The organism is Pseudomonas sp. TH06 (genome assembly GCF_016651305.1).
Classification (GTDB): domain Bacteria; phylum Pseudomonadota; class Gammaproteobacteria; order Pseudomonadales; family Pseudomonadaceae; genus Aquipseudomonas.
In genome coordinates this window covers 4332179-4352594 of sequence record NZ_JAEKEC010000001.1, presented here as the reverse complement: position 1 = coordinate 4352594, position 20416 = coordinate 4332179, and the positions used below count along the sequence as shown (strand labels likewise).

Here is a 20416-nt window from a genome sequence, read left to right as displayed (position 1 = left end):
TGAACGTCAAACAGCCAACAGTTGCCGGGTGGTCGCCATCGACGTATTCAACGACTGCCCGGTACGTTGCAACTTGTTCAGCAGGCTCGCCCCCAGCCAGAGTTGATACAGGGTTTCCGCCAGATGACGGGCATCGCCGCCGGGCAGGCTTTTTTCAGCCTGGCCCTGCTCGATGCACAGGGTGATGCGCGAGACCACTTGTTCGGCACCATCACGCAACGTGAGGCGCATCGACTCGGACAGGTCGGCGACTTCGGCACTGAGCTTCACCACCAGACACTCGTCACCGTGACCTTCGAGGGTGCAGCGATCCTGCCAGCCCTGCCAGTAATCCATCAGCCGTTCAAAAGCACTCAGCCCCGGCAATGTCAGGCGCCGCTCCATGTCAGCGAGATAACTGACAAAGTAGTCCGCAAGCAAGGCCTGGCCGTAGAGTTCCTTGGATTTGAAGTAGTGATAGAACGAGCCCTTGGGCACACCGGCGGTTTGCAGGATTTCATTGAGGCCGACACTGGTGAACCCCTTCTCGGCCATCATCCGGTGGCCGGTATCGAGCAAGTGTTGGCGGGTATCGTCGTAGGTCGGTTTCATGGGGCGCAAAATACCAGGCAATAGACCAGTCGTTTATTTCAGAGGAACGGAAGTTTGCCACACCTGTCACTGAAAAAGCTTCGGATAAAAAATTACTAGACGACTGGTCTAATTGGTAACTATGCTGCGCTCCGACATGCAATCTTCCGGTGTCGCCGCTGCGCAAATCCGTTGCGCAGTGACGCCACTCGATCAACCCCAGGGTGCTCTATGAAAATCTTGATGGTTCTGACTTCGCACGATCAACTCGGCAACACCGGCAAGAAAACCGGCTTCTGGCTGGAAGAATTCGCCGCCCCCTACTACGCCTTCAAGGACGCCGGCGCCGACGTCACACTGGTTTCGCCAGCCGGCGGCCAGCCACCGCTCGATCCGAAAAGTGATGAGCCCGACGCCCAGACCGCCGAGACCGACCGCTTCCGCCAAGACCCGGCAGCCCAGCAGGCACTGGCCAACACCGGGCGCCTGGCCGATGTAAGCGCAGATGATTTCGACGCCGTGTTCTATCCAGGTGGCCACGGCCCACTGTGGGATCTGGCCGAAGACAAGCAGTCGATCGCCCTGATCGAAGCGTTTGACCGCAGCAACAAGCCCCACGGTTTCGTCTGCCATGCGCCGGGCGTGCTGCGTCACGTTTTGAATGCTCAAGGCAAACCGTTGATCCAGCATCGCGAAGTCACCGGTTTCACCAATTCGGAAGAGGCTGCTGTTGGCCTGACCGACGTGGTGCCGTTCCTGATCGAAGACGAGTTTCAGCGCCTCGGCGGCCGTTACTCCAAAGTGGCTGACTGGCAGGTGCATGTGGTCGCCGATGGGCAACTGGTCACCGGCCAGAACCCGGCCAGCTCCGCCGCTGTTGCCGAGAAACTGTTGAAGATGCTCGGCTGATATCTGCCGCGTCGATACCACCCGAACGCCGTGCGCGTGCCGCACGGTGTTTTTTTTGCCCGATCAATAGACGACTGGTCTAATAAATCCCTGCACAAGGTTCCCCATGAACAACAGCGTTTACTTCACTCCCGCCAAGCTTGGCTTGCACACCCTGAAAAACCGTATCGTCCTGCCGCCCCTCACCCGCCAGCGCAGCACCCAACCGGGCAACATCGCCAATGAATTGATGGCCGAGTATTACCAACAGCGCGCCGGCGCCGGTTTGCTGGTGACCGAGGGCACGCAGATTGAACCGCGAGGCCAGGGTTACGCCTGGACACCCGGCATTCACACACCTGAGCAAATCGCCGGATGGCGCAAAGTCACCGACGCCGTGCATGCGGTCGACGGCGTCATCTTTGCGCAACTCTGGCACGTCGGTCGCGTGTCCCACAGCGCATTGCAACCGGGTGGCGCCGCGCCGGTTTCGGCCTCCGCCGTCGCCACCGAGCGGGTCAGCGTGTTCATCGAAACCGCGCCCGGCACTGGTGAACTGGTGCCGCCGTCGACACCTCGCGCATTGAGCACCGACGAAGTTGAGGAACTGGTTCAGCTGTATATTCAGGCCGCACGCAACGCAATGGAGGCCGGCTTCGACGGCATCGAACTGCACTGCGCCAACGGTTATCTGGTCAACCAGTTCATCTCCGCCCACAGCAACCTGCGCACCGATCAGTACGGCGGCTCGTTGCCCAACCGTCTGCGTTTTCTGCGCGAAGTGGTGGCCGGCGTCGCCGAATGCATCGGCAAGGAAAAAGTCGGTGTGCGTTTCGCGCCGCTGTTCAGCACCACCGATGAAGCGCGGACGTATCTGGGCATGGTCGAGGAAGATCCCCACACCACTTACATTGAAGCGATCAAAATCCTCGAGACGGTCGGCATCGCCTATCTGTCTATCGCCGAAGCCGATTGGGACGATGCGCCCGCCATGCCGCAAACCTTCCGCCAAGCGGTACGCGAAACCTTCAGCGGCGCGATCATTTACGCCGGGCGTTACAACGCTGAATCCGGGGCGCGGTTACTCGACTCCGGCCTCGCCGACCTGGTCGCCTTCGGTCGCCCGTTCATGGCCAACCCGGATCTGCCGGCGCGACTCGCCAACGACTGGCCGTTGAACGCCCTCAACCCGGCCACGGTTTACGGCGGCACTGCTGAAGGTTACGTCGATTACCCGGCGTATCCCGGCTGATCAAAAAAACCTATACAAAATCCTATTTCCGTACAACTATCTGAACAAAGACCCCTCGACCGCTGGCTAACTCTATTGCCTCTCATCAGGCTGAATCCGTTCGCATGAAAGCAACCCACCGGCTGTGCCTGGTCCTCGGCGACCAGTTATCTTTCGATCTCGCCTCGTTGCAGGGGCTGGATCGCGAACGCGATACCGTTCTGCTGGTAGAGGTGATGGAGGAAGCCAGCCATGTTCCTCATCACCCGCAAAAGATCGTGCTGGTGTTCAGCGCCATGCGGCACTTTGCTCAGGCGTTGCGCGGCCTGGGCTATCGGGTGCAGTACGTCAAGCTCGACGACCCAGACAATACCGGCACCGCGCCCAGCGAGTTGCAGCGCTGGCATGCGCTATTGCAGCCGGACGAGGTGCACCTGACCGAAACCGGCGACTGGCGTCTGGAGCAATCGTTGAGGGACTGTGGCTTGCCGATTGACTGGCACAGCGACAGCCGTTTTCTCTGCACGCGCGGCGAATTCGCCGACTGGGCGGCCGGTAAAAAACAGCTGCGCATGGAATTCTTCTATCGCGAGATGCGCCGCAAGAGTCGACTGCTGCTCAACGGTGACGGCACGCCGATTGGCGGCGCGTGGAATTTCGACGCCGACAATCGCAAGTCGCTACCCAAAAGCGTCAAGCCGCCCTACCCAATCAACTTCGCTACAGACGCCATCACCCATGAAGTCATCGCGCTGGTTAAAAATCGCTTTGCCAGCCACTACGGTTCCGTAGACGACTTCAACTACCCGGTGACACACGCCGATGCTCAGGCGTTGTGGGAATACTTCGTGGATTTCGGCCTGGCCGGTTTTGGCGATTATCAGGACGCCATGGCCAGCGACGAACCGTTTCTGTTTCATGCGCGGATCAGCGCTGCGCTCAACATCGGGCTGCTCGATCTGCGTCAGCTGTGCAGCGACGTGGAGGCCGCTTATTGGTCAGGCAGCGTTGCCCTGAATGCCGCCGAAGGCTTCATTCGGCAATTGATCGGCTGGCGTGAATACGTGCGTGGCGTGTACTGGCTGAAGATGCCCGACTACGCCGAGGGCAATGCATTCGGGAACAGCAGGCCATTACCGGAGTTCTACTGGACCGGTGACACGCAGATGAATTGCATGCGTCAGGCCATCGGTCAAAGCCTGAAACACGCCTATGCCCACCATATCCATCGGCTGATGGTGACCGGCAATTTCGCCTTGCTGACCGGTATTGCGCCGAAGCAGATCTGCGAGTGGTATCTGGCCATTTACATGGACGCTTTCGACTGGGTCGAGCTGCCCAACACATTAGGCATGGTGATGCATGCCGACGGTGGTTATCTCGGTTCCAAGCCCTACTGCGCGAGCGGCCAGTACATCAAGCGAATGTCCGATTATTGTCGCGGCTGTGCTTACAAAGTGACTGAAAGCACCACTGATGACGCCTGCCCTTTCAATTCTCTTTACTGGCATTTCCTGATGCGTCATGGCGATGCTCTGCGAAGCAATCAACGCATGGGCATGCTCTACAAAAACCTCGACCGCATGTCTGCGGACAAGCAACAGGCACTTTGGCAGCGTGGCCAGGGGCTGCTCGACAGGCTGGATAACGGTCAGTCGTTTTGAAGCTGCAACTTAAGCATGAGGCGCCGTGTCAATGGGTGATCCAGAGTGTTCGTTTGCAGTACGTTGAATGAGCTCAGAGCACAACAATCAATAAGGCATGAGTGGTGGAATCCCTGAAACATCTTACTCGTGAGGCGCTTGAATCAGAGGTCCTGCGTCTGCGCCAGGCACTCGAAAGCGGCGCAGTGGCTTCGCCAGCCGCCGCTCAATTCGACATGGCCACGCAACTTGCTGCCAGCCGGATCGCGCTCGCCAGCAGCGAGGCACGTCAGCGGGCAATCTTCGAATGCGCGGTGGATTTCGCCATGGTCGTCACCGATCCACTGGGCATCATCACCGAATGGAACTCCGGTGCCGCCAATGTCATGGGCTGGACCGCCGAGGAAATGCTCGGCCAGAGCGCCGAGCGCTTTTTCACTCCGGCGGATCGTGCCGCCGGCCGTGTCGGACTGGAAATGCAGCGCGCGTTGCTCGAAGGACGTGCCTCGGATGAGCGCTGGCATCTGCACAAGGACGGCCAACTGTTCTGGGCATCGGGTGAGCTGATGCCGCTGTACGCGGACAATCAGGCGCATCTGGGCTTTGTGAAAATCCTCCGTGATCGCACCGACGAACATCTGGCCGGACGCGCACTCTTCGAGACTCAAGAGCGCTATCGTCTGGCGGTCAAGGCGACCCGCGATGCGGTCTGGGACTGGGATCTGCAAACCGGACAGATCGTCTGGAACGAAGCATTGCAGCAAGCCTATGGATTCCCGCCCGCCGCCATCAATTCGAGCAGTGATTGGCGCTTTGCCCAGATGCACCCGCAGGATCGCGACAGCGTCCAGGCCTCGATCCGTTCGGCGATTGCCGGCAGCGAATCGACCTGGAGCGCCGAATATCGCTTCCGCTGCGAAGACGGGTCGTACGCCGAGGTGCTCGATCGCGGCCACTTGATCCGCAACGCCGACGGCAAAGCCGAACGCATGATCGGCGCGATGCTCGACCTGACCCGCTCGCGCAGTGCCGAAACCGCGTTGCGCCTGAGCGAAGAGCGCTTCAGCACCATTCTGGAAACCATCGAAGCGGCTTTCGCCATCGTCAAAGTCAAATTCGACGCCGACGACCGCCCGGTGGATTACTTCTTCGTCGAGGCCAACCCGGCATTCGAGCGTCAGTGCGGGGTCAATCTGCGCGGCAAATGGGTGACCGAGTTCGCGCCGAATCTGGAAAGCTTCTGGTTCGAAACTTACGGCCACGTCGCCAAGACCGGCGAACCGGCGAATTTCGAAAGTTACGCCAACACCTTTGAGCGCTGGTTCGACGTGCGCGCCGTTCGCGTGGGTGCCCCCGAGGATCGACAGATCGCGATCTTTTTCAGCGACGTCACCGCACGCCGCGACGCTGAGGAGCGACTGCGAATCAGCGAAGCCGTCGCCCGGGAAAACGTCGAGCGCGTACAACTCGCCCTCGCCGCTGGCGCCATTATCGGCACCTGGCACTGGGATCTGCCGAACGATCGCTTCGCCGTGGACGAAGGCTTTGCCCGCGTATTCAACCTTGACCCGGCGCTGGGTCGCGACGGCCTGAGCCTGGAACAAGTGGCGATGACCGTGCACCCCGACGACCGCGACGGACTCACCGGCGCGATCACTGCAGCGATTGCCCGCGGCGGCGCTTATTCCCATCAGTACCGGGTGCGCGGCGCCGATGAAAAATACAACTGGATCGAAGCCAACGGCCGCGTCGAATGCGCAGACGACGGCACCCCCCTGCGGTTCCCCGGCGTGCTGATCGATGTCGAGGAGCGGCGCAACGTCGAAGCCGAACGTGACCGCGCCAACGCGGCGTTACGCGCGCTCAACGACACCCTCGAACAACGCGTGTCGGCGCGTACGGCCGATCTCATGCAGGCCGAAGAGAAACTGCGGCAATCACAGAAAATGGAAGCAGTCGGGCAGTTGACCGGTGGTCTGGCCCATGACTTCAACAACCTGCTGGCCGGCATATCGGCAGCGCTGGAGCTGATGGAAAAACGCATCGCTCAGGGCCGCCTGAAAGACGTCGACAAGTACATGGTCACCGCTCAAGGCGCGACCCGTCGTGCAGCCGCCCTGACCCATCGTCTCCTGGCGTTCTCCCGCCGCCAGACGCTCGACCCGCGTCCGACCGACGTCAACACGCTGATTGTCGGGATGACCGAGTTGATCCAGCGCACCGTCGGCCCGAGCATTCGCTTGAAGACGCTGGCGGCCCCCGATCTGTGGCCGGCACTGGTGGACGCCAGTCAACTGGAAAACACCCTTCTGAATCTGTGCATCAACGCCCGCGACGCCATGCCCGATGGTGGGCGCATCACGGTGGAAACCTCCAACCGATCGATTGCGGTGCAGTCTGCGCAAACCCTCGATCTGCCCGAAGGCGAGTACCTGTGTCTCTGCGTCACGGACACCGGCACCGGTATGAGCGCCGAAGTCATCGCCAAGGCCTTCGACCCGTTTTTCACCACCAAACCGCTCGGTCAGGGCACGGGACTTGGGCTGTCGATGATCTATGGTTTCACCAAGCAATCGGGCGGTCAGGTGCGTGTGCACTCTGAAGTCGGTCAAGGCACGACGATGTGCATTTACCTGCCACGCTATCGTGGTGAGGCCCAACAAAATCATGATGCCACCCACAGCACCGCGACGCCGGTGGCGAAGGCCGGTGAGACCCTGTTGATCGTCGACGACGAACCCAGCGTGCGGATGTTGCTCAAGGATGTCCTCAGCGAACTTGGCTATACCGTGCTGGAGGCCGCCGACAGTGTCGAGGGTCTGGAAACGTTGCGATCCCGTGTACACATCGATTTGCTCATCACCGATGTCGGTTTGCCCGGTGGCATGAACGGACGGCAAATGGCCGATGCGGGCCGGGAAATCCGACCGAAACTGAAGACCTTGTTCATCACCGGCTACGCCGAAAACGCGGTGATCGGTGGCGGCCAACTCGGGCCGGGCATGCAGGTCCTGACCAAGCCTTTTGCCGTCGATACCCTGGTGGCCCGGGTCAGCAATCTGATGTCCACCAACATCGAGTGAGGCTGCTGTGAGCAATCATCTGGATCGCCGCAATAACCTTTCGCTGGACAGCCTCAATTTTTTCCTCGCCGATGTGCGCGACGGCCTCGGGCCCTATCTGGCGATCTATCTGCTGGCCGTGCATCACTGGGACCCGGCCAGTATCGGCGTGGTCATGACAATAGCCGGCATCGCCGCGCTGATTACCCAGACACCGGCCGGCGCACTGGTCGACAGCAGCCGCGCCAAACGCGCACTGATCGCCATCGCGGCACTGATCGTCACCGGCAGCTGCCTGCTGCTGCCCTTCGTGACGTCTTTCAGTCTGGTGGCGTTGACGCAAGCCTTGAGCGCAGCGGCTGCCTCGATATTTGCCCCGGCCATTTGCGCGATCACCCTGGGCATGACCGGCCCGCGAGCGTTCACCCGGCGAACCGGGCGCAACGAAACCTTCAACCATGCCGGCAATGCCTGCGCCGCTTTGCTCGCCGGGGTGTTCGCGTATCTGTTCGGTCCCGTTGCAGTGTTTTATCTGATGGCCGGCATGGCCCTCGCCAGTGTGATCGCTCTGTACTTTGTCAGCGCCGATGCCATAGACCATGACTTGGCACGCGGCCTCGACCCCGCCGCCGCAGGGCAACATCAACCCTCCGGTTTGACAGTGTTGCTCAGCAACCGGCCATTGCTGCTGTTTGCCATTTGCTGCTCGCTGTTTCACCTGGCGAATGCCGCCATGCTGCCGCTGGTAAGCCAGAAACTCGCACAAACCAATTTGCAAATGGCCACGCCACTGACGTCCGCGTGCATTGTCGCGGCGCAACTGGTGATGGTTCCGGCTGCGCTGCTGGTCGGCGCCAAAGCCGATGTGTGGGGGCGCAAACCCTTGCTGCTCGCGGGTTTTCTGATCCTGCCCCTGCGCGGCGTGCTCTACACACTCTCAGACGATCCTTATTGGCTGGTCGCGGTGCAAATGCTTGATGGCGTCGGCGCGGGTCTGTTCGGCGCGCTGTTCCCGATCATGGTCAAAGACCTCACGCAAGGCACCGGCCATTTCAATATCAGCCTGGGCGCACTGACCACCGTGTTCGGTCTCGGTGCGGCGCTGAGTAACGGACTGGCCGGATTCGTCGTGCAAGGGGCGGGTTACAGCGCAGCGTTTCTGACGTTGGCGGGGATTGCGGCGGCGGCAGTGATGCTGCTTTGGGTGGGGGTTCCGGAGACGTTGCGTGGGTCGCCGACTCCTGGTCTCGCCTCCAGATATGGTTAGTCGAGAACTCCCTCGTGTGCCTACAGAAACGACGCCGTGCTATGCTCCGAAACAGAACACGAGGGATTCCAAATGCCTGGATCAACCACTGACAACGTTGCGAATGAAGTTCGCCTGCTCGCCCGGAAACACAAGATTACCGCCGACCGTGACAGCCTGAGTTGCATGGCGGTCACGATCACGCGCCTGGCGGGTGATGTCGTGGAACTGGACGGAATTGAGCAATTACTCGTGAACCTCAAAAGAAAGGGCATTCTTAGCAAAACAGAGATCATGGCCCTGCAAGGACGTTACCTGCAGGAAAAGAGACGTTGCAAAAAGCAACTCAGCGCATGACCTTTGACCCCTTCGGCAATTTCGAGACTGAAGGTTATCTTCACAACACACTCAAACTCCAGGACCCCGTCGAAGTAAAAGAGGCGGAGCACCTCTCTTTCGAAGCCAGTATCGACGACGCCCTTGCCTATCTCGCCAAGAAAAAGCCCATCGACTATACGGCGGTCCTCAAAACACATGAAATCCTGTTCTCCGGCTTTTATCCCTGGGCGGGGAAAGACAGGTACGAACTAGTCCCCCATCTGGCGGTTTTCAAAGGATCGAAGGATGATCCTCATCACACAATATTCGAGCGTCCCGACCTGATCAGAAGGTCCGTCGAATATGCCTTTGAACTCGCAGCAAACAAGAAACGTTTTCGTGCCCGGCCTGGCGAGGTAATGGGTCAGCTGGCTTCTGCTCATCCTTTTCTGGATGGAAATGGTCGCACCATTCTGCTCGTTTACATGGAACTGTGATTTCGGAGCAGATTCGCCATCAATTGGTCGAAGACGAACAAGGATGACTATTTACGGGCGCTCAGTGACGAAATTCGAGATCCTTTTCAGTGCCATCTTGATGGTTATCTGGCACCGTTTATCAGCGAAATCTCCAGTCGTGAAGAATGGCCGCAAATGATTGGCGGTATCAAAGGGCTGGATGGCATGGATAAGGAAGGCATCACGTACGAGAGTCTGGATGATCCTGAGGTGCAGCGGCTTTATAAATCGTATCGGACAATACCTCTGGAATGATGATCTTCTCCGAGTATTGACTCAGCTTTAGATTTGGCTTGAAACGTCAGAAAAAAGTAAAAGCCTGCTGGTCAGGGCAGGCTTTCGATTAGCGGTGGCGACTATTTTTGCAAAGCCGTCAGCGCCGAGTAGCTGTTCATCAGGTTGCGATAGTTGGGGATCCGCTGCGACAGCAGATTGCCCAGCCCTTCAATATCGTTGCGCCAGTCGCGGTGCAACTCACAGGCCACCGAGAACCAGTTCATCATTTGCGCACCGGCCTGGGTCATGCGACTCCATGCAGCCTGTTGCACGGTGGTGTTGAAGGTGCCGGAAGCATCGGTCACCACGAACACATCAAAGCCTTCCGCCAGCGCCGACAGTGTCGGGAACGCTACGCAGACGTCCGTCACCACACCGGCGATGATGATCTGTTTGCGACCAGTGGCCTTGATCGCCTTGACGAAGTCTTCGTTGTCCCAGGCGTTGATCTGGCCTGGGCGAGCGATGTACGGCGCGTCCGGGAACATTTCTTTCAGCTCCGGCACCAGCGGGCCGTTCGGGCCTTGTTCGAAACTGGTGGTGAGGATGGTCGGCAATTCGAAGAACTTGGCCAGATCGGCCAGCGCCAGTACGTTGTTCTTGAACTCGTTCGGCGAGAAGTCCTGTACCAGCGAAATCAGACCGGTCTGGTGATCGACCAGCAGCACGATGGCGTCGTCTTTGTTGAGGCGGTTGTAGGTTGGAGTGTTCATCTGTGCAGTCCTTTTCAGTTGTGTGATTTGTTGTTGCGTTCAAGATGGGCACAGATTACTGACACACTGAAACGGGATAAATCGGCTGAAAAGCGTTTCACCGTCAACTAAAAAAGGACAATCACGAAATACTTTTCACGGACTTCAGCGTGATCCCGACCTTCCGGCGCTCCTTGTCATACCGTTGCAAGGCTTCACGTATGCAATGAAAACCAGAGAGATCAGGTGAAGCGGTTATTAACTAATAACCCCTTCATTAAGCCGTCGCTCGTACGTTGTACTAGGATAGGATCCAATTCCTGCAGCAATTTCTCGTTCAAGGAGATCGTCGACGAAGCTGCAAGGACGTTTGTAACCACGCCAATTCATGGATGACGTAGATGAATTCATACCTGTTCCCTCACATCGGCAAAGTCATTGCGAGCACCGGCAGCCGGCATTTCCCGCGCATGCTGCATGACCTCATCCGCACCCAGTTGGCGGTCGATGCCACGCACATTCGCCAGATGCGCGTCGAACCGCTGGGGCGCACCGCCAGCCGCAGTGAGTTCGAACCGCTGAAAGATTCGGCCCTGCTGGCCGAAACGGTATTTTCCGAACACAGTGCCGCGGCGCCCGATGCCCTGCCGACCTCCGAGTCATCGGCTAGCGCCGACGCCTCGCAATTGCATCTGACCCGCCGCAAGGACGGTTACCGCTATGTGATTTCGGTCTACCGTAACGGTGAGTCCCAGCGTTTTTCCGCGCAGGAGCGCAGCCTCTTGCAAGACATTTCCCCGGTGCTGTTGCCCATGGTGGAAAAACACATCAACGCGCTGCAACCCGCCAGCATTGACGCAGAACGCCCCTCAGAGACCGCCGAAGGCTCGGGACTGGAAACCCTGCGCGGGCGTTTTACCGAGCGTTTGCAGCAATTGGGGTTGAGCTTGTCGAATCGCGAAACCGAAGTGTGCGTCGGCCTGCTCGCCGGACGCACCGCGCCGGAACTGGCAGAGCAGTTGCAGTTGAAGGTCAACACGGTGGAAAGCTATCTCAAACGAGCCGCCATCAAACTCGGGATCAGCGGCCGGCATTCATTGATGCGCTGGATGTATTCGCCACAGGAAACCTCCGCCTCAAGCGCTGCCTGACAACCCCACCACACCACTGTCGGAGCTGCCGCAGCCTGCGGCAGCTCCTACCCTGCAACGTTGAGCACCATCAATCCCGGGCCAACGCCTCGATCGGATCCAGTCGCGATGCATTTCTTGCCGGCACAAAGCCAAACACGATGCCGATCAGCGTCGAGCAGACCACCGCCGTCAGCACCGATGTCAGCGAGAAGACCATTTCCCATTCTTTGATAAACACCGAAAACAGGTGGCCGATGGCGTAGGACAGCGTAATCCCGATCGCTCCGCCTAAAAGACAGACCATCACCGCCTCCACCAGGAACTGCTGGCGAATGTCCGATTGCCGCGCGCCGACCGCCATGCGAATGCCGATCTCGCGGGTACGCTCGGTCACCGACACCAGCATGATGTTCATCACCCCGATACCACCGACCACCAGCGAAATGACCGCGATCAACGACAGCAGCAACGCCAGCGAGCGGCTGGTTTTCTGCACGGTCTGCAAGACGCTGTCGAGATTGTTGGTGAAGAAATCCTTGATGCCATGACGTTGCAGCAACAACTGCGTGACATGTTCTTCGACGACTTTGCTCGGCTGGCCGTCTTTCATGCGCACGCTGATGCTGTCCAGATAACGCTGGCCCAGTACCCGCCCGGCTGCAGTTTCATAGGGCACCCAGACGTTGAGGGTCTTGCCCGAGGCGAAGAGGTTTTTGTTCTCCGCCGCCACGCCGATCACCGTGCACGGCAGATTGCCGATCAGGATCACTTGCCCCAACGGGTCGACACCGGCACCGAACAAGCGCTGGCGGGTGTTGTGATCAATCACCACCACCTGCGCCTGGCGCCGCGCATCGCTTTCGCTGAACGGGATGCCCTCGGCCATTTTGATCCCGCGTACCTGGAAGTATTGATGACTGACGCCATTGACCTGCGCGTCCAGATCGATATTGCGATAACGCAGCAACAGACTGCGACCGATCATCGGCGTGGCGCTGTCGACGTAATACAACTGATTGAGTGCCGTGACGTCGGCGGGCAACAGGGTTTCGATGGCGGCTGCGCGCTTGTCGCCGTAGCTGGTGCCAGGATAGATATCGATGGTATTGCTGCCGATGGCCGCGATGTCCTTCAGCACATAGCGCTTGGCGCCCTCACCCACCGCCGAGATCGACACCACCGAAGTGATGCCGATGACGATACCGAGCATCGTCAACAACGTGCGCATGCGGTGCGAGATCAGCGCGACCCACGCCATGCTGAACGCCTCTTTGAACAAACCGAGACTGGCGACCAGACGCCGTGAAGCCCTTGCTTTGGGTGTCACCGTGTCTTCGTCCGGCAATTGTGTGGTGTCACGCACGTTGCTGCGATCGCTGAGGATTTCGCCGTCGCTGACCTCGATGATGCGCTCGGCGTTGGCCGCGACTTTCGGGTCGTGGGTCACCAGAATCACCGTGTGCCCGGCTGCGTGCAGTTCCAGCAGGATGCGCATCACTTCCTTGCCGCTGGCGGTATCGAGCGCACCGGTCGGTTCATCGGCGAGAATCACTTCGCCGCCGTTCATCAAGGCTCGGGCGATACTTACCCGCTGTTGCTGTCCGCCGGAGAGTTGGCTAGGCCGGTGGCTCAAGTGTTCCTGCAAGCCCAGCCGCGCCAATAACTCACGGGCTCGGGCATGGCGTTGCAGCTGTGGAATACCCGCGTAGATCGCTGGCATTTCGACGTTGTGCATGGCGCTCAGGTGCGGCAGCAAATGGTAACGCTGGAAGATGAAGCCGAAGTAATCACGGCGCAGTTCCGCCAGCGCCTGATTGTCCAGATCGCGGGTTTCCTGGCCGTTGATTTTGTAGCTACCGGCCGTGGCGTAATCGAGGCAGCCAAGAATGTTCATCAGCGTCGATTTGCCCGAGCCCGAGGCGCCGATGATCGCCACCATTTCCCCGGCATTGATCGTCAGGTTGATGTTTTTCAGCGCGAGAAATTCGCGGTCACCGGCGGTAAAACTGCGGGTGATGCCCGTGAGTTGCAGCAGCGGTTGCGTCATGTTCAAGCCCCTGCCACGTTGGTCACTGGATCACCGATCACCACGCGATCGCCCTCGGCCAAGCCGTCATTGACCTGTACTTTGACGTTGTTGTTGATCCCGGTCTGCACGTTGCGCGACTGCGCATGGCCTTTGGCGTCCAGCACCCGTACCGGAAAGCTGCCATCGGCATTGCGCGGTCCCAGCGCCGCCACCGGCACGGTCAGCACTGACTTGGCCGTGTCGAGGACGATGCGCACTTGCGCAGTCATCGAAATGCGCAAGCGATGGTCGAGGTTGGGCACTTCGAACAACGCGTTATAGAACACCGCCGAGTTTTGCTTGGGCGTGCCGGCGGGCGGCGCTTCCAGGAAGTTTTGCGGCGCCGGTTCGGTGCCGCGCAGCTTGCCGTAATAGCGCTTGTCCTCGCCGAGAATGGTGAAATACACCTCCTGCCCCGGGGCGATGTGAATCACATCGGCCTCGGAGACTTGGGCCTTGACTGTCATGGTGTCCAGGTCCGCCAGTTTCAGCAGGATCGGCGCCAACTGGTTAGCGATCACGGTCTGACCTTCCTGAGTGACGATGCCGACCACGTCGCCATCAATCGGCGCGACGATCCGCGTATACGCCAGATTGACCTTGGCGGTGTCGATCTGGATGTGTGCGCTTTTGATCTGTGCATCGAGGGACAACAGATTGGCCTGCTGCACTTCGTAGTCCGACTGTGCGGTTTCGAAATCCTGACGTGAGATCGACGCATCGTCCTGCAGGTTTTTATAGCGTTCGTAAATCGCCTTGGTCTGCTTGAGTTGCGCCTGCGTGGCGCGCTTTTGCGCTTGCAGGTTTTCCTCATCGACCTGGGCCTGACGCAAGGTGTTCTGCAACACCAGCGGATCGATTTCCGCCAGCCACTGGCCCTTCTTCACTTTGTCGCCGACCTTGACCTTGAGCGACTTCAACTGTCCGGAGACTTGTGCGCCAACGTCCACTTGCTTGATGCCTTCGAGCAACCCGGTGGCCAGCACCGCGTTTTCGATATCACTGCGTTCGACCGTGGCGGTCAGGTACTGCGGTGCCTCGGCCGGAGCCTGCACCGTGTAGAACACCAATCCGGCCACCGCGGCCAACGCCAATCCCATACCGACTTTGCGCAACTTCGACTTTTCCATAAATGACCACAAGTCCGTTCAGGAGTGGGCCCGGCCAGCGGCCGGGCTCAGGTAGAGAAACAACATTCAGGACAGCGTTTCGTTGACCGGCACCGACAGACCGTCATGCCACCACGCCGCGAGACTGAAGACGTTGGGCGCCTTGAGAATCGTGAAGTGGTTGCCTGGCCCGTACCACACCGCCAAGTCGTTGACCTGACGCTGCCAGCCTTCCAGGATCGCGGCCTGTTCACGCTGATTGCCCCAGGCGTCCAGCGTGGGGTCATCGACCAGCACCAACCTGACCGGCCCGTGATAGGCGAGAGTCGGTTGATAGACCGTGCGCAACGCGGTGGCGAAGGTCCGCACCGGGCCGTGCATGGCGTCCGCTGCAGCCTTTTCCGAGAGCACACCGGCGTGCACCATGCCGGCATGCAGAAGACGCATCTGCGTCGTGTCATCGGCATTGGCAAAGGTCGGCGGATCAATACCCAGAGACTTGCCGCTGGACAATTGCAGCGTTTCGATCAAACGCTCCAGCGCAGCAGTCGCCGTATACGGTTTACCGGCCGTGCCGTCGCCGCCGGGCGCTTCACTGTCGATCAACGTCAACGACGCCACTTCACGCCCGGCAGACTGCAACTGCGCCGCCATGGCATGTGCGACCCAACCGCCGAACGAGTGGCCGATCAGGTGCACCGGTCCTTGCGGATAAACCTGCTCGATCGCCTGAAGATAAAACGCGGCAGCCGCCTCCACCTGACTGTGCGGCACACTGCTGCCATCCAGACCTCGCGGTTGCAGGCCGATGATCGGCCATTCCGGACCCAGCGCCTCGGTCAGGTGAATGAAGCCGGTCACGCTGTCCCCTGCCCCCGGCACACAAAAGATCGGCGCATGCCCGACATGCCCGGTCTGGATGGTCAGCAGTGGTTGATACAGCGCAGGCTCTGGCGCCACGACAGCTTCCAGCGCCTGGCTAATGGCATGTCCGAGGGCCTGGATGTGCGGATTTTTCATCATCGTGCGGTGATCGCCCGGGATATCGATACAGTGCAGCCATTCGCTGGAAAAACGTTCTTCCCATCCACGCGTCGGACTCGGCATCGATTGCCCGTCCATCAATTCCTGAGCGCGGAACAGATGGATTGTCTGGCTGGCCGGGCCGACCCGGTAATGAGCCAATGCCAGCCGGTGCGCGGCCTCGCGCTCGAAGTAGTGTCTGGCATCTGCGGCGCTGACGGTCGACAGTTCCGGATCAGTCAGTTGCTGCGCCAGGCAACGCTGGAACAGCTCATTGAAATCCAGTTGCCCGACTTCAGCCTCCAGCGCCTGCACACGCGCCAACGCGGTTTGCCCCTCTGCCCCGAGCATCATCGAACGACCCCGGCAATGGCCCAGCAACTGACGCTTGTCCAACCCTTCACCGCTCCACATCGCCTTGTTCTGAGCCAGTGGGTTGGGCGCATAGCTGTCGAGCATGCCGATGAAATCAACCGGCTCATCAAGGCCAAGCAATTGCTGGCCGACCTCAAGGGCCAACACCCCGCCGAATGACCATCCCGCCAGACGATACGGCCCGTGCGGCTGCACCGAACGGATGATCTCGACCATACGCCGGGCCATGCACTCGATCGTACGCAGTTGCGGCTGGCCGAGTGGCACACCGGGCAGACCATAAATCGGGAACGCTCCGTCGATGTGCATGGCCAATGCCGGAAAATACACTTCGCGACCGCTGAACTCGTGCATCAGAAACAACGGCGTACCGTGATCCCCGGCGCGTACCACGACCAGTCCGTCGGGCTGTCCGGCAGCGTCGCGGTCCTGCTTGAGGAGCGCAGCGGCGGACTCGACGCTCGGGTGCTGGAACAACTGCGCCAGCGACACTGGCAACCCTGCTCGCTGCATCAGATTGACCAGACGCACCGCCAACAGCGAATGCCCGCCCAACTCGAAGAAGTTGTCGTGACGCCCGACTTGCTCGATGCCCAGCACTTCGGCCCAGATCTGCGCCAACGCCGTTTCGACTTCGCCTTGCGGCGCCACGTAAGGACGGTTGATGAGCGCTTCCACACCCGGTTCAGGCAGCGCTTTGCGGTCAATCTTGTCATTGGGCGTCAGCGGCAGAGCGTCAAGCAACACAAAAGCGCCTGGCACCATGTATTCCGGCAAACGCTGCAGCACATGGGCGCGCAACACCTCCAGATCCGGCGCGGCAACGTCGGCACGCAGGGTGTACCAGGCGACCAGGCGCTCGTCGCGCACCATGACCACCGCTTCGCGGATCGCCGGGTGTTCGATCAACCGGGCTTCGATTTCACCCGGCTCCAGGCGCAAGCCACGCAGCTTGATCTGGAAGTCGTTGCGGCCGAGGAATTCGAGGTCGCCGTCGTTGTTGTAGCGCACCAGATCGCCGGTGCGGTACAGCCGGTCACCCGGCACAAACGGGCTGTCGATGAAGCGCTCGGCCTGCATGTCGGGCAGTCCGTGATAGCCACGCGCGACACCAACGCCACCGATGTGCAACTGACCACTGACGCCCAGTGGTACTGGCTGATCGTGGGCATCGAGGACGTACAAGCGAGTGTTGCTCAGCGCCTTGCCGATCGGCACCACGCTGTCCGGCATCGGACTACCCGGCTCCAGCGTCCAGCCGCTGCTGTCGACAGTGGTTTCGGTCGGCCCGTAGACATTATGCAAACGCACCCAGGGCAGGCGCTGACGCACTTGGCGAACCAGCGCCGTACTGAGTTCGCCACCGCCGTTGAGTACATCGGTGAGGCTGGTGCACTGCTCGACATCGTCCTCTTCGATGAAGTGCTGGAGCAACGCCGGAACGAATTTGACCACCGTGACCTGATGCTCGCGAATGGTCTGCACCACATAAGCCGAATCGCGGTTGCCGTCAGGTCGTGCCAGCACCAGACGCAGGCCGGAACACAGCGGCCAGAAGATCTCCCACACCGAACTGTCGAAGCTGAACGGCGCTTTTTGCAGCAGCGCACCGTGCTCGGTGGGCGCACTGATCTGCGAGCCCCAGTGCACCATGTTGCAGGCGCTGCGATGTTCGATCATCACGCCTTTGGGCAGACCGGTGGAGCCTGAGGTGTAGATCATGTAGGCCAGGCTGGATGCACTCAGGCCTGGCACCTGCGGATCGTGTTCGACCTGGTTCTGCCAGGTGCTGCGATCAAGGTCGATCAGCGCAACCGCAGACGCTGTGAACAACGAGCGGGTTGCCGACTGCACCAGCACGGCCACCGGTGCGCTGTCCTTGAGCATGTAGGCCAGACGCTCCGCCGGATAACCCGGATCCAGCGGTACATACGCCCCGCCCGCCTTGAGAATGGCGAGCAGACCGATCACCAGATCCGGCCCGCGCTCGACACAGATCGCCACGCGCGTGTCCGGCTGTACACCGATTTCGCGCAGATGATGAGCCAGTCGGTTGGCGCGTGCATTGAGCGCTTGATAAGTCAGGGACCCTTGTTCGGATTGCACGGCAACAGCTTCCGGTTTACGCCGCACCTGCGCTTCGAACAAGGCCTGAAGCGGCTGCTCCAGCGGGCAATCGACCGCGGTTGCGTTGTACTCGACCAGCAATCGCTGAAGCTCCTCCGGCGCCGGCAACGGCAGGTGCTCCAGTACCGCTTGATCATCGCTGACCAGCGCCGCCAGCAGTCGCTGGAAGTACCCGACAAAGCGCTGGATAGCCGACTCGTCGAACAGCGCCGTGGCGTAGTTCAGCGCACCGCGAATCCCGCCCGGATAGTCACCGAGGGTCAACGACAGGTCGAATTTCACAAAGAGGCTCGGGCTGGCGACACCTTCGAGCGTCATGTCGCCGAGGGTCAGGCTTGGGCCGTCGTTGTTGTTCCAGCTCAACAGCGTCTGGAACAACGCGCTGTGCGACAGGCTACGCACCGGCCGGGTGATTTCCACCACCTGTTCAAACGGCAAATCCTGATGCGCCTGGGCTTGCAGGGTCTGCGCCTTGACCCGCGCCAGCAGCGCCTCACCGCTCAGCTCACCCGACGTGTCGATGCGCAGCGCGAGGGTGTTGACGAACATGCCAATCAAACCTTCGATTTCGGCGCGGGTGCGGTTGGCAACCGGCGACCCGATGACCACGTCGTCCTGACCGGACAAGCGCGCGAGCAATATCGCCCACGCACTCATGATCACCATGTACGGCGTCACGGCGCGGCGCTGGCAAAGCGCCTTGAGGTCGGCGCTGGTCTGTTCGTCCAGCAACACTTCGACACTGGCGCCGCTATAGTCCTGCTGCGCCGGACGCGGACGGTCGGTCGGCAGGCTCAACAACGCCGGAGCGCCAGCGAGGTTCTGTTGCCAGTAATCAGATTGACGCTGCAGCACTTCACCGCTGAGCCAGCGGCGTTGCCACACCGCGTAGTCGGTGTATTGCAGAGCCAGCGGTGGCAGCGGATCGGCTTCACCCTGGCTGAACGCTTGATACAGCGCCATCAGCTCGCGGGTCAGCACTCCCATCGACCAGCCGTCGGAGATGATGTGGTGCATCGTCAGTACCAGCACATGGTGATCGTCGGCCAGACGCACCAGTCGGCCGCGGACCAGCGGATCATGTTCCAGGTTGAACGGTGCGCACGCTTCGGCTTCGCTCAGTTGCTGCAACGCCTCATCGGCGTGCGGATGCTCACGCAAATCCGCGACTTGCAGCAACAAACCAGTCTCGACCGGCACAAACAATACTTGTGCCTGATCATCGTGCGGAGTGAAACGGCTGCGCAGGGTTTCATGTCGGGCGACGATTCGCGCCAATGCCCGTTGCAAGGCATCTTCATCAAGACGCCCGCGCAGACGCAGACCGATCGGAATGTTGTAAGCCGAGCTGCCGCCGCCCATCTGTGCGAGGAACCACAGGCGTTGCTGGGCAAACGACAGCGGCAGCACTTGATCACGCGGTGCCGGCAGAATATCCGGTAGCGTGCTGCGGCCTGCCCGACTGAGGACTTCGGCGACGGCAGCCAGTTGCGGATTGGCGAACAGATCGGCCAACGCCAGTTCCACGCCCATCTGCTGACGCACCTGGGAGAGCATGCGCATCGCCAATAACGAGTGGCCGCCGAGTTCGAAGAAGTTGTCGTGGCGCCCGACCTGCGCGACCTGCAACACTTCAGCCCAGACGGCGGCAAGGCTTGCCTCCAGCGGAGTGGCCGGTGCCTCGTAGGCACGACTGAGCATCGCCTCCTGCGTTGGAGCCGGCAGCGCCTTGCGGTCAACCTTGCCATTGTTGTTCAGCGGCAGCACATCGAGCTGCACCCACGCCGTCGGCACCATGTATTCCGGCAGTCGTGCTTGCAACTGAGCGTGCAGATCAGCGCCGTCGAGAGTCTCACCGGTGACCGTGTAATACGCCACCAGACGTGCGTTGTCCTGGCCGTCGCGGCGCGCCAGCACCACCGCTTCCTTGATGCCCGGGCAGTTCAGCAGACGCGTTTCGATTTCGCCCAGTTCGATGCGGAAACCGCGGATTTTCACCTGATCGTCATTGCGCCCGATGCAGTCGAGTTGCCCCGGCGCCAGCCAGCGCGCGAGGTCGCCGGTGCGATAGAGCAACGCACCGGGTTTGTCACTGAACGGGTCGCGAAGGAATTTCTCTGCGGTCAGGTCCGGCCGG

Annotated in this window: 12 protein-coding genes and 1 pseudogene (1 of these 13 only partly in view); 8 read left to right on the top strand and 5 right to left on the bottom strand. The window is 60.3% G+C overall.

The features are described 5' to 3' along the window. Positions 1-6: 6 nt before the first annotated feature. Positions 7-591, bottom strand: coding sequence for a TetR/AcrR family transcriptional regulator (locus tag JFT86_RS19455; RefSeq protein ID WP_201237968.1), 585 nt, complete (start codon positions 589-591; stop codon positions 7-9). Positions 592-801: 210 nt separating this feature from the next. Here JFT86_RS19455 and JFT86_RS19450 point away from each other — a divergent pair, with 210 nt between their 5' ends. The 7 genes and pseudogenes from JFT86_RS19450 to JFT86_RS19420 all read left to right on the top strand — a co-directional run bounded on the left by JFT86_RS19450 (position 802) and on the right by JFT86_RS19420 (position 9731). Then, positions 802-1479 (top strand): type 1 glutamine amidotransferase domain-containing protein, encoded by a 678-nt coding sequence (locus tag JFT86_RS19450; RefSeq protein WP_201237966.1) that lies wholly within the window; start codon positions 802-804, stop codon positions 1477-1479. Positions 1480-1585: 106 nt separating this feature from the next. Continuing rightward, positions 1586-2710 (top strand): alkene reductase, encoded by a 1125-nt coding sequence (locus JFT86_RS19445; RefSeq protein WP_201237964.1) that lies wholly within the window; start codon positions 1586-1588, stop codon positions 2708-2710. Between the two features lie 104 nt (positions 2711-2814). Continuing rightward, entirely contained in the window at positions 2815-4353 is a 1539-nt protein-coding gene (locus tag JFT86_RS19440) for a cryptochrome/photolyase family protein (protein ID WP_201237963.1), read from the top strand. Between the two features lie 215 nt (positions 4354-4568). Then, the gene (locus JFT86_RS19435; protein ID WP_201238619.1) at positions 4569-7415 is read left to right on the top strand and encodes a PAS domain S-box protein; all 2847 of its coding nucleotides are present in this window, start codon (positions 4569-4571) and stop codon (positions 7413-7415) included. Between the two features lie 7 nt (positions 7416-7422). Continuing rightward, entirely contained in the window at positions 7423-8661 is a 1239-nt protein-coding gene (locus JFT86_RS19430) for an MFS transporter (RefSeq protein WP_201237962.1), read from the top strand. 72 nt (positions 8662-8733) lie between these two features. Next, complete coding sequence (locus tag JFT86_RS19425) at positions 8734-8997, top strand: hypothetical protein (RefSeq protein ID WP_201232737.1); 264 nt, start codon at positions 8734-8736, stop codon at positions 8995-8997. Further along, a pseudogene (locus JFT86_RS19420) lies at positions 8994-9731 on the top strand (Fic family protein). The gene JFT86_RS19425 and the pseudogene JFT86_RS19420 overlap by 4 nt, the downstream one beginning before the upstream one ends. Before the next feature lie 101 nt (positions 9732-9832). On the opposite strand, the gene ycaC reads toward JFT86_RS19420, so the two are convergent. Then, the gene (gene ycaC / locus JFT86_RS19415) at positions 9833-10465 is read right to left on the bottom strand and encodes an isochorismate family cysteine hydrolase YcaC (RefSeq protein WP_201237960.1); all 633 of its coding nucleotides are present in this window, start codon (positions 10463-10465) and stop codon (positions 9833-9835) included. 380 nt (positions 10466-10845) lie between these two features. On the opposite strand from ycaC, the gene JFT86_RS19410 reads away from it, so the two are divergent. Next, positions 10846-11595 carry a helix-turn-helix transcriptional regulator gene (locus tag JFT86_RS19410; RefSeq protein ID WP_201237958.1) on the top strand — a complete coding sequence of 250 codons (750 nt, stop codon included), beginning with the start codon at positions 10846-10848 and terminating at the stop codon, positions 11593-11595. Between the two features lie 70 nt (positions 11596-11665). Here JFT86_RS19410 and JFT86_RS19405 read toward each other — a convergent pair whose 3' ends face one another. The 3 genes from JFT86_RS19405 to JFT86_RS19395 all read right to left on the bottom strand — a co-directional run. Next, a complete protein-coding gene (locus JFT86_RS19405; RefSeq protein ID WP_201237957.1) occupies positions 11666-13624 on the bottom strand; it encodes a MacB family efflux pump subunit in 1959 nt (652 codons plus the stop codon). Positions 13625-13626: 2 nt separating this feature from the next. Next, on the bottom strand, positions 13627-14775 hold the full coding sequence (gene macA, locus JFT86_RS19400; protein ID WP_201237956.1) for a macrolide transporter subunit MacA: 1149 nt from the start codon (positions 14773-14775) through the stop codon (positions 13627-13629). Between the two features lie 66 nt (positions 14776-14841). Continuing rightward, a protein-coding gene (locus JFT86_RS19395) for a non-ribosomal peptide synthase/polyketide synthase (RefSeq protein ID WP_201237954.1) crosses the window boundary here: on the bottom strand, positions 14842-20416 show its 3' end. 12275 nt of this gene lie beyond the right edge of the window; the window shows 5575 of its 17850 coding nt (coding positions 12276-17850); its start codon lies off the right edge, out of view; the stop codon is at positions 14842-14844.

Coding starts and splice junctions, on each gene's coding strand:
- JFT86_RS19450 (WP_201237966.1), top strand. CDS start 802: ATGAAAATCTTGATGGTTCTGACTTCGCACGATCAACTCGGCAACACC.
- JFT86_RS19425 (WP_201232737.1), top strand. CDS start 8,734: ATGCCTGGATCAACCACTGACAACGTTGCGAATGAAGTTCGCCTGCTC.
- JFT86_RS19440 (WP_201237963.1), top strand. CDS start 2,815: ATGAAAGCAACCCACCGGCTGTGCCTGGTCCTCGGCGACCAGTTATCT.
- JFT86_RS19455 (WP_201237968.1), bottom strand. CDS start 591: ATGAAACCGACCTACGACGATACCCGCCAACACTTGCTCGATACCGGC.
- JFT86_RS19445 (WP_201237964.1), top strand. CDS start 1,586: ATGAACAACAGCGTTTACTTCACTCCCGCCAAGCTTGGCTTGCACACC.
- macA (WP_201237956.1), bottom strand. CDS start 14,775: ATGGAAAAGTCGAAGTTGCGCAAAGTCGGTATGGGATTGGCGTTGGCC.
- ycaC (WP_201237960.1), bottom strand. CDS start 10,465: ATGAACACTCCAACCTACAACCGCCTCAACAAAGACGACGCCATCGTG.
- JFT86_RS19435 (WP_201238619.1), top strand. CDS start 4,569: ATGGCCACGCAACTTGCTGCCAGCCGGATCGCGCTCGCCAGCAGCGAG.
- JFT86_RS19410 (WP_201237958.1), top strand. CDS start 10,846: ATGAATTCATACCTGTTCCCTCACATCGGCAAAGTCATTGCGAGCACC.
- JFT86_RS19405 (WP_201237957.1), bottom strand. CDS start 13,624: ATGACGCAACCGCTGCTGCAACTCACGGGCATCACCCGCAGTTTTACC.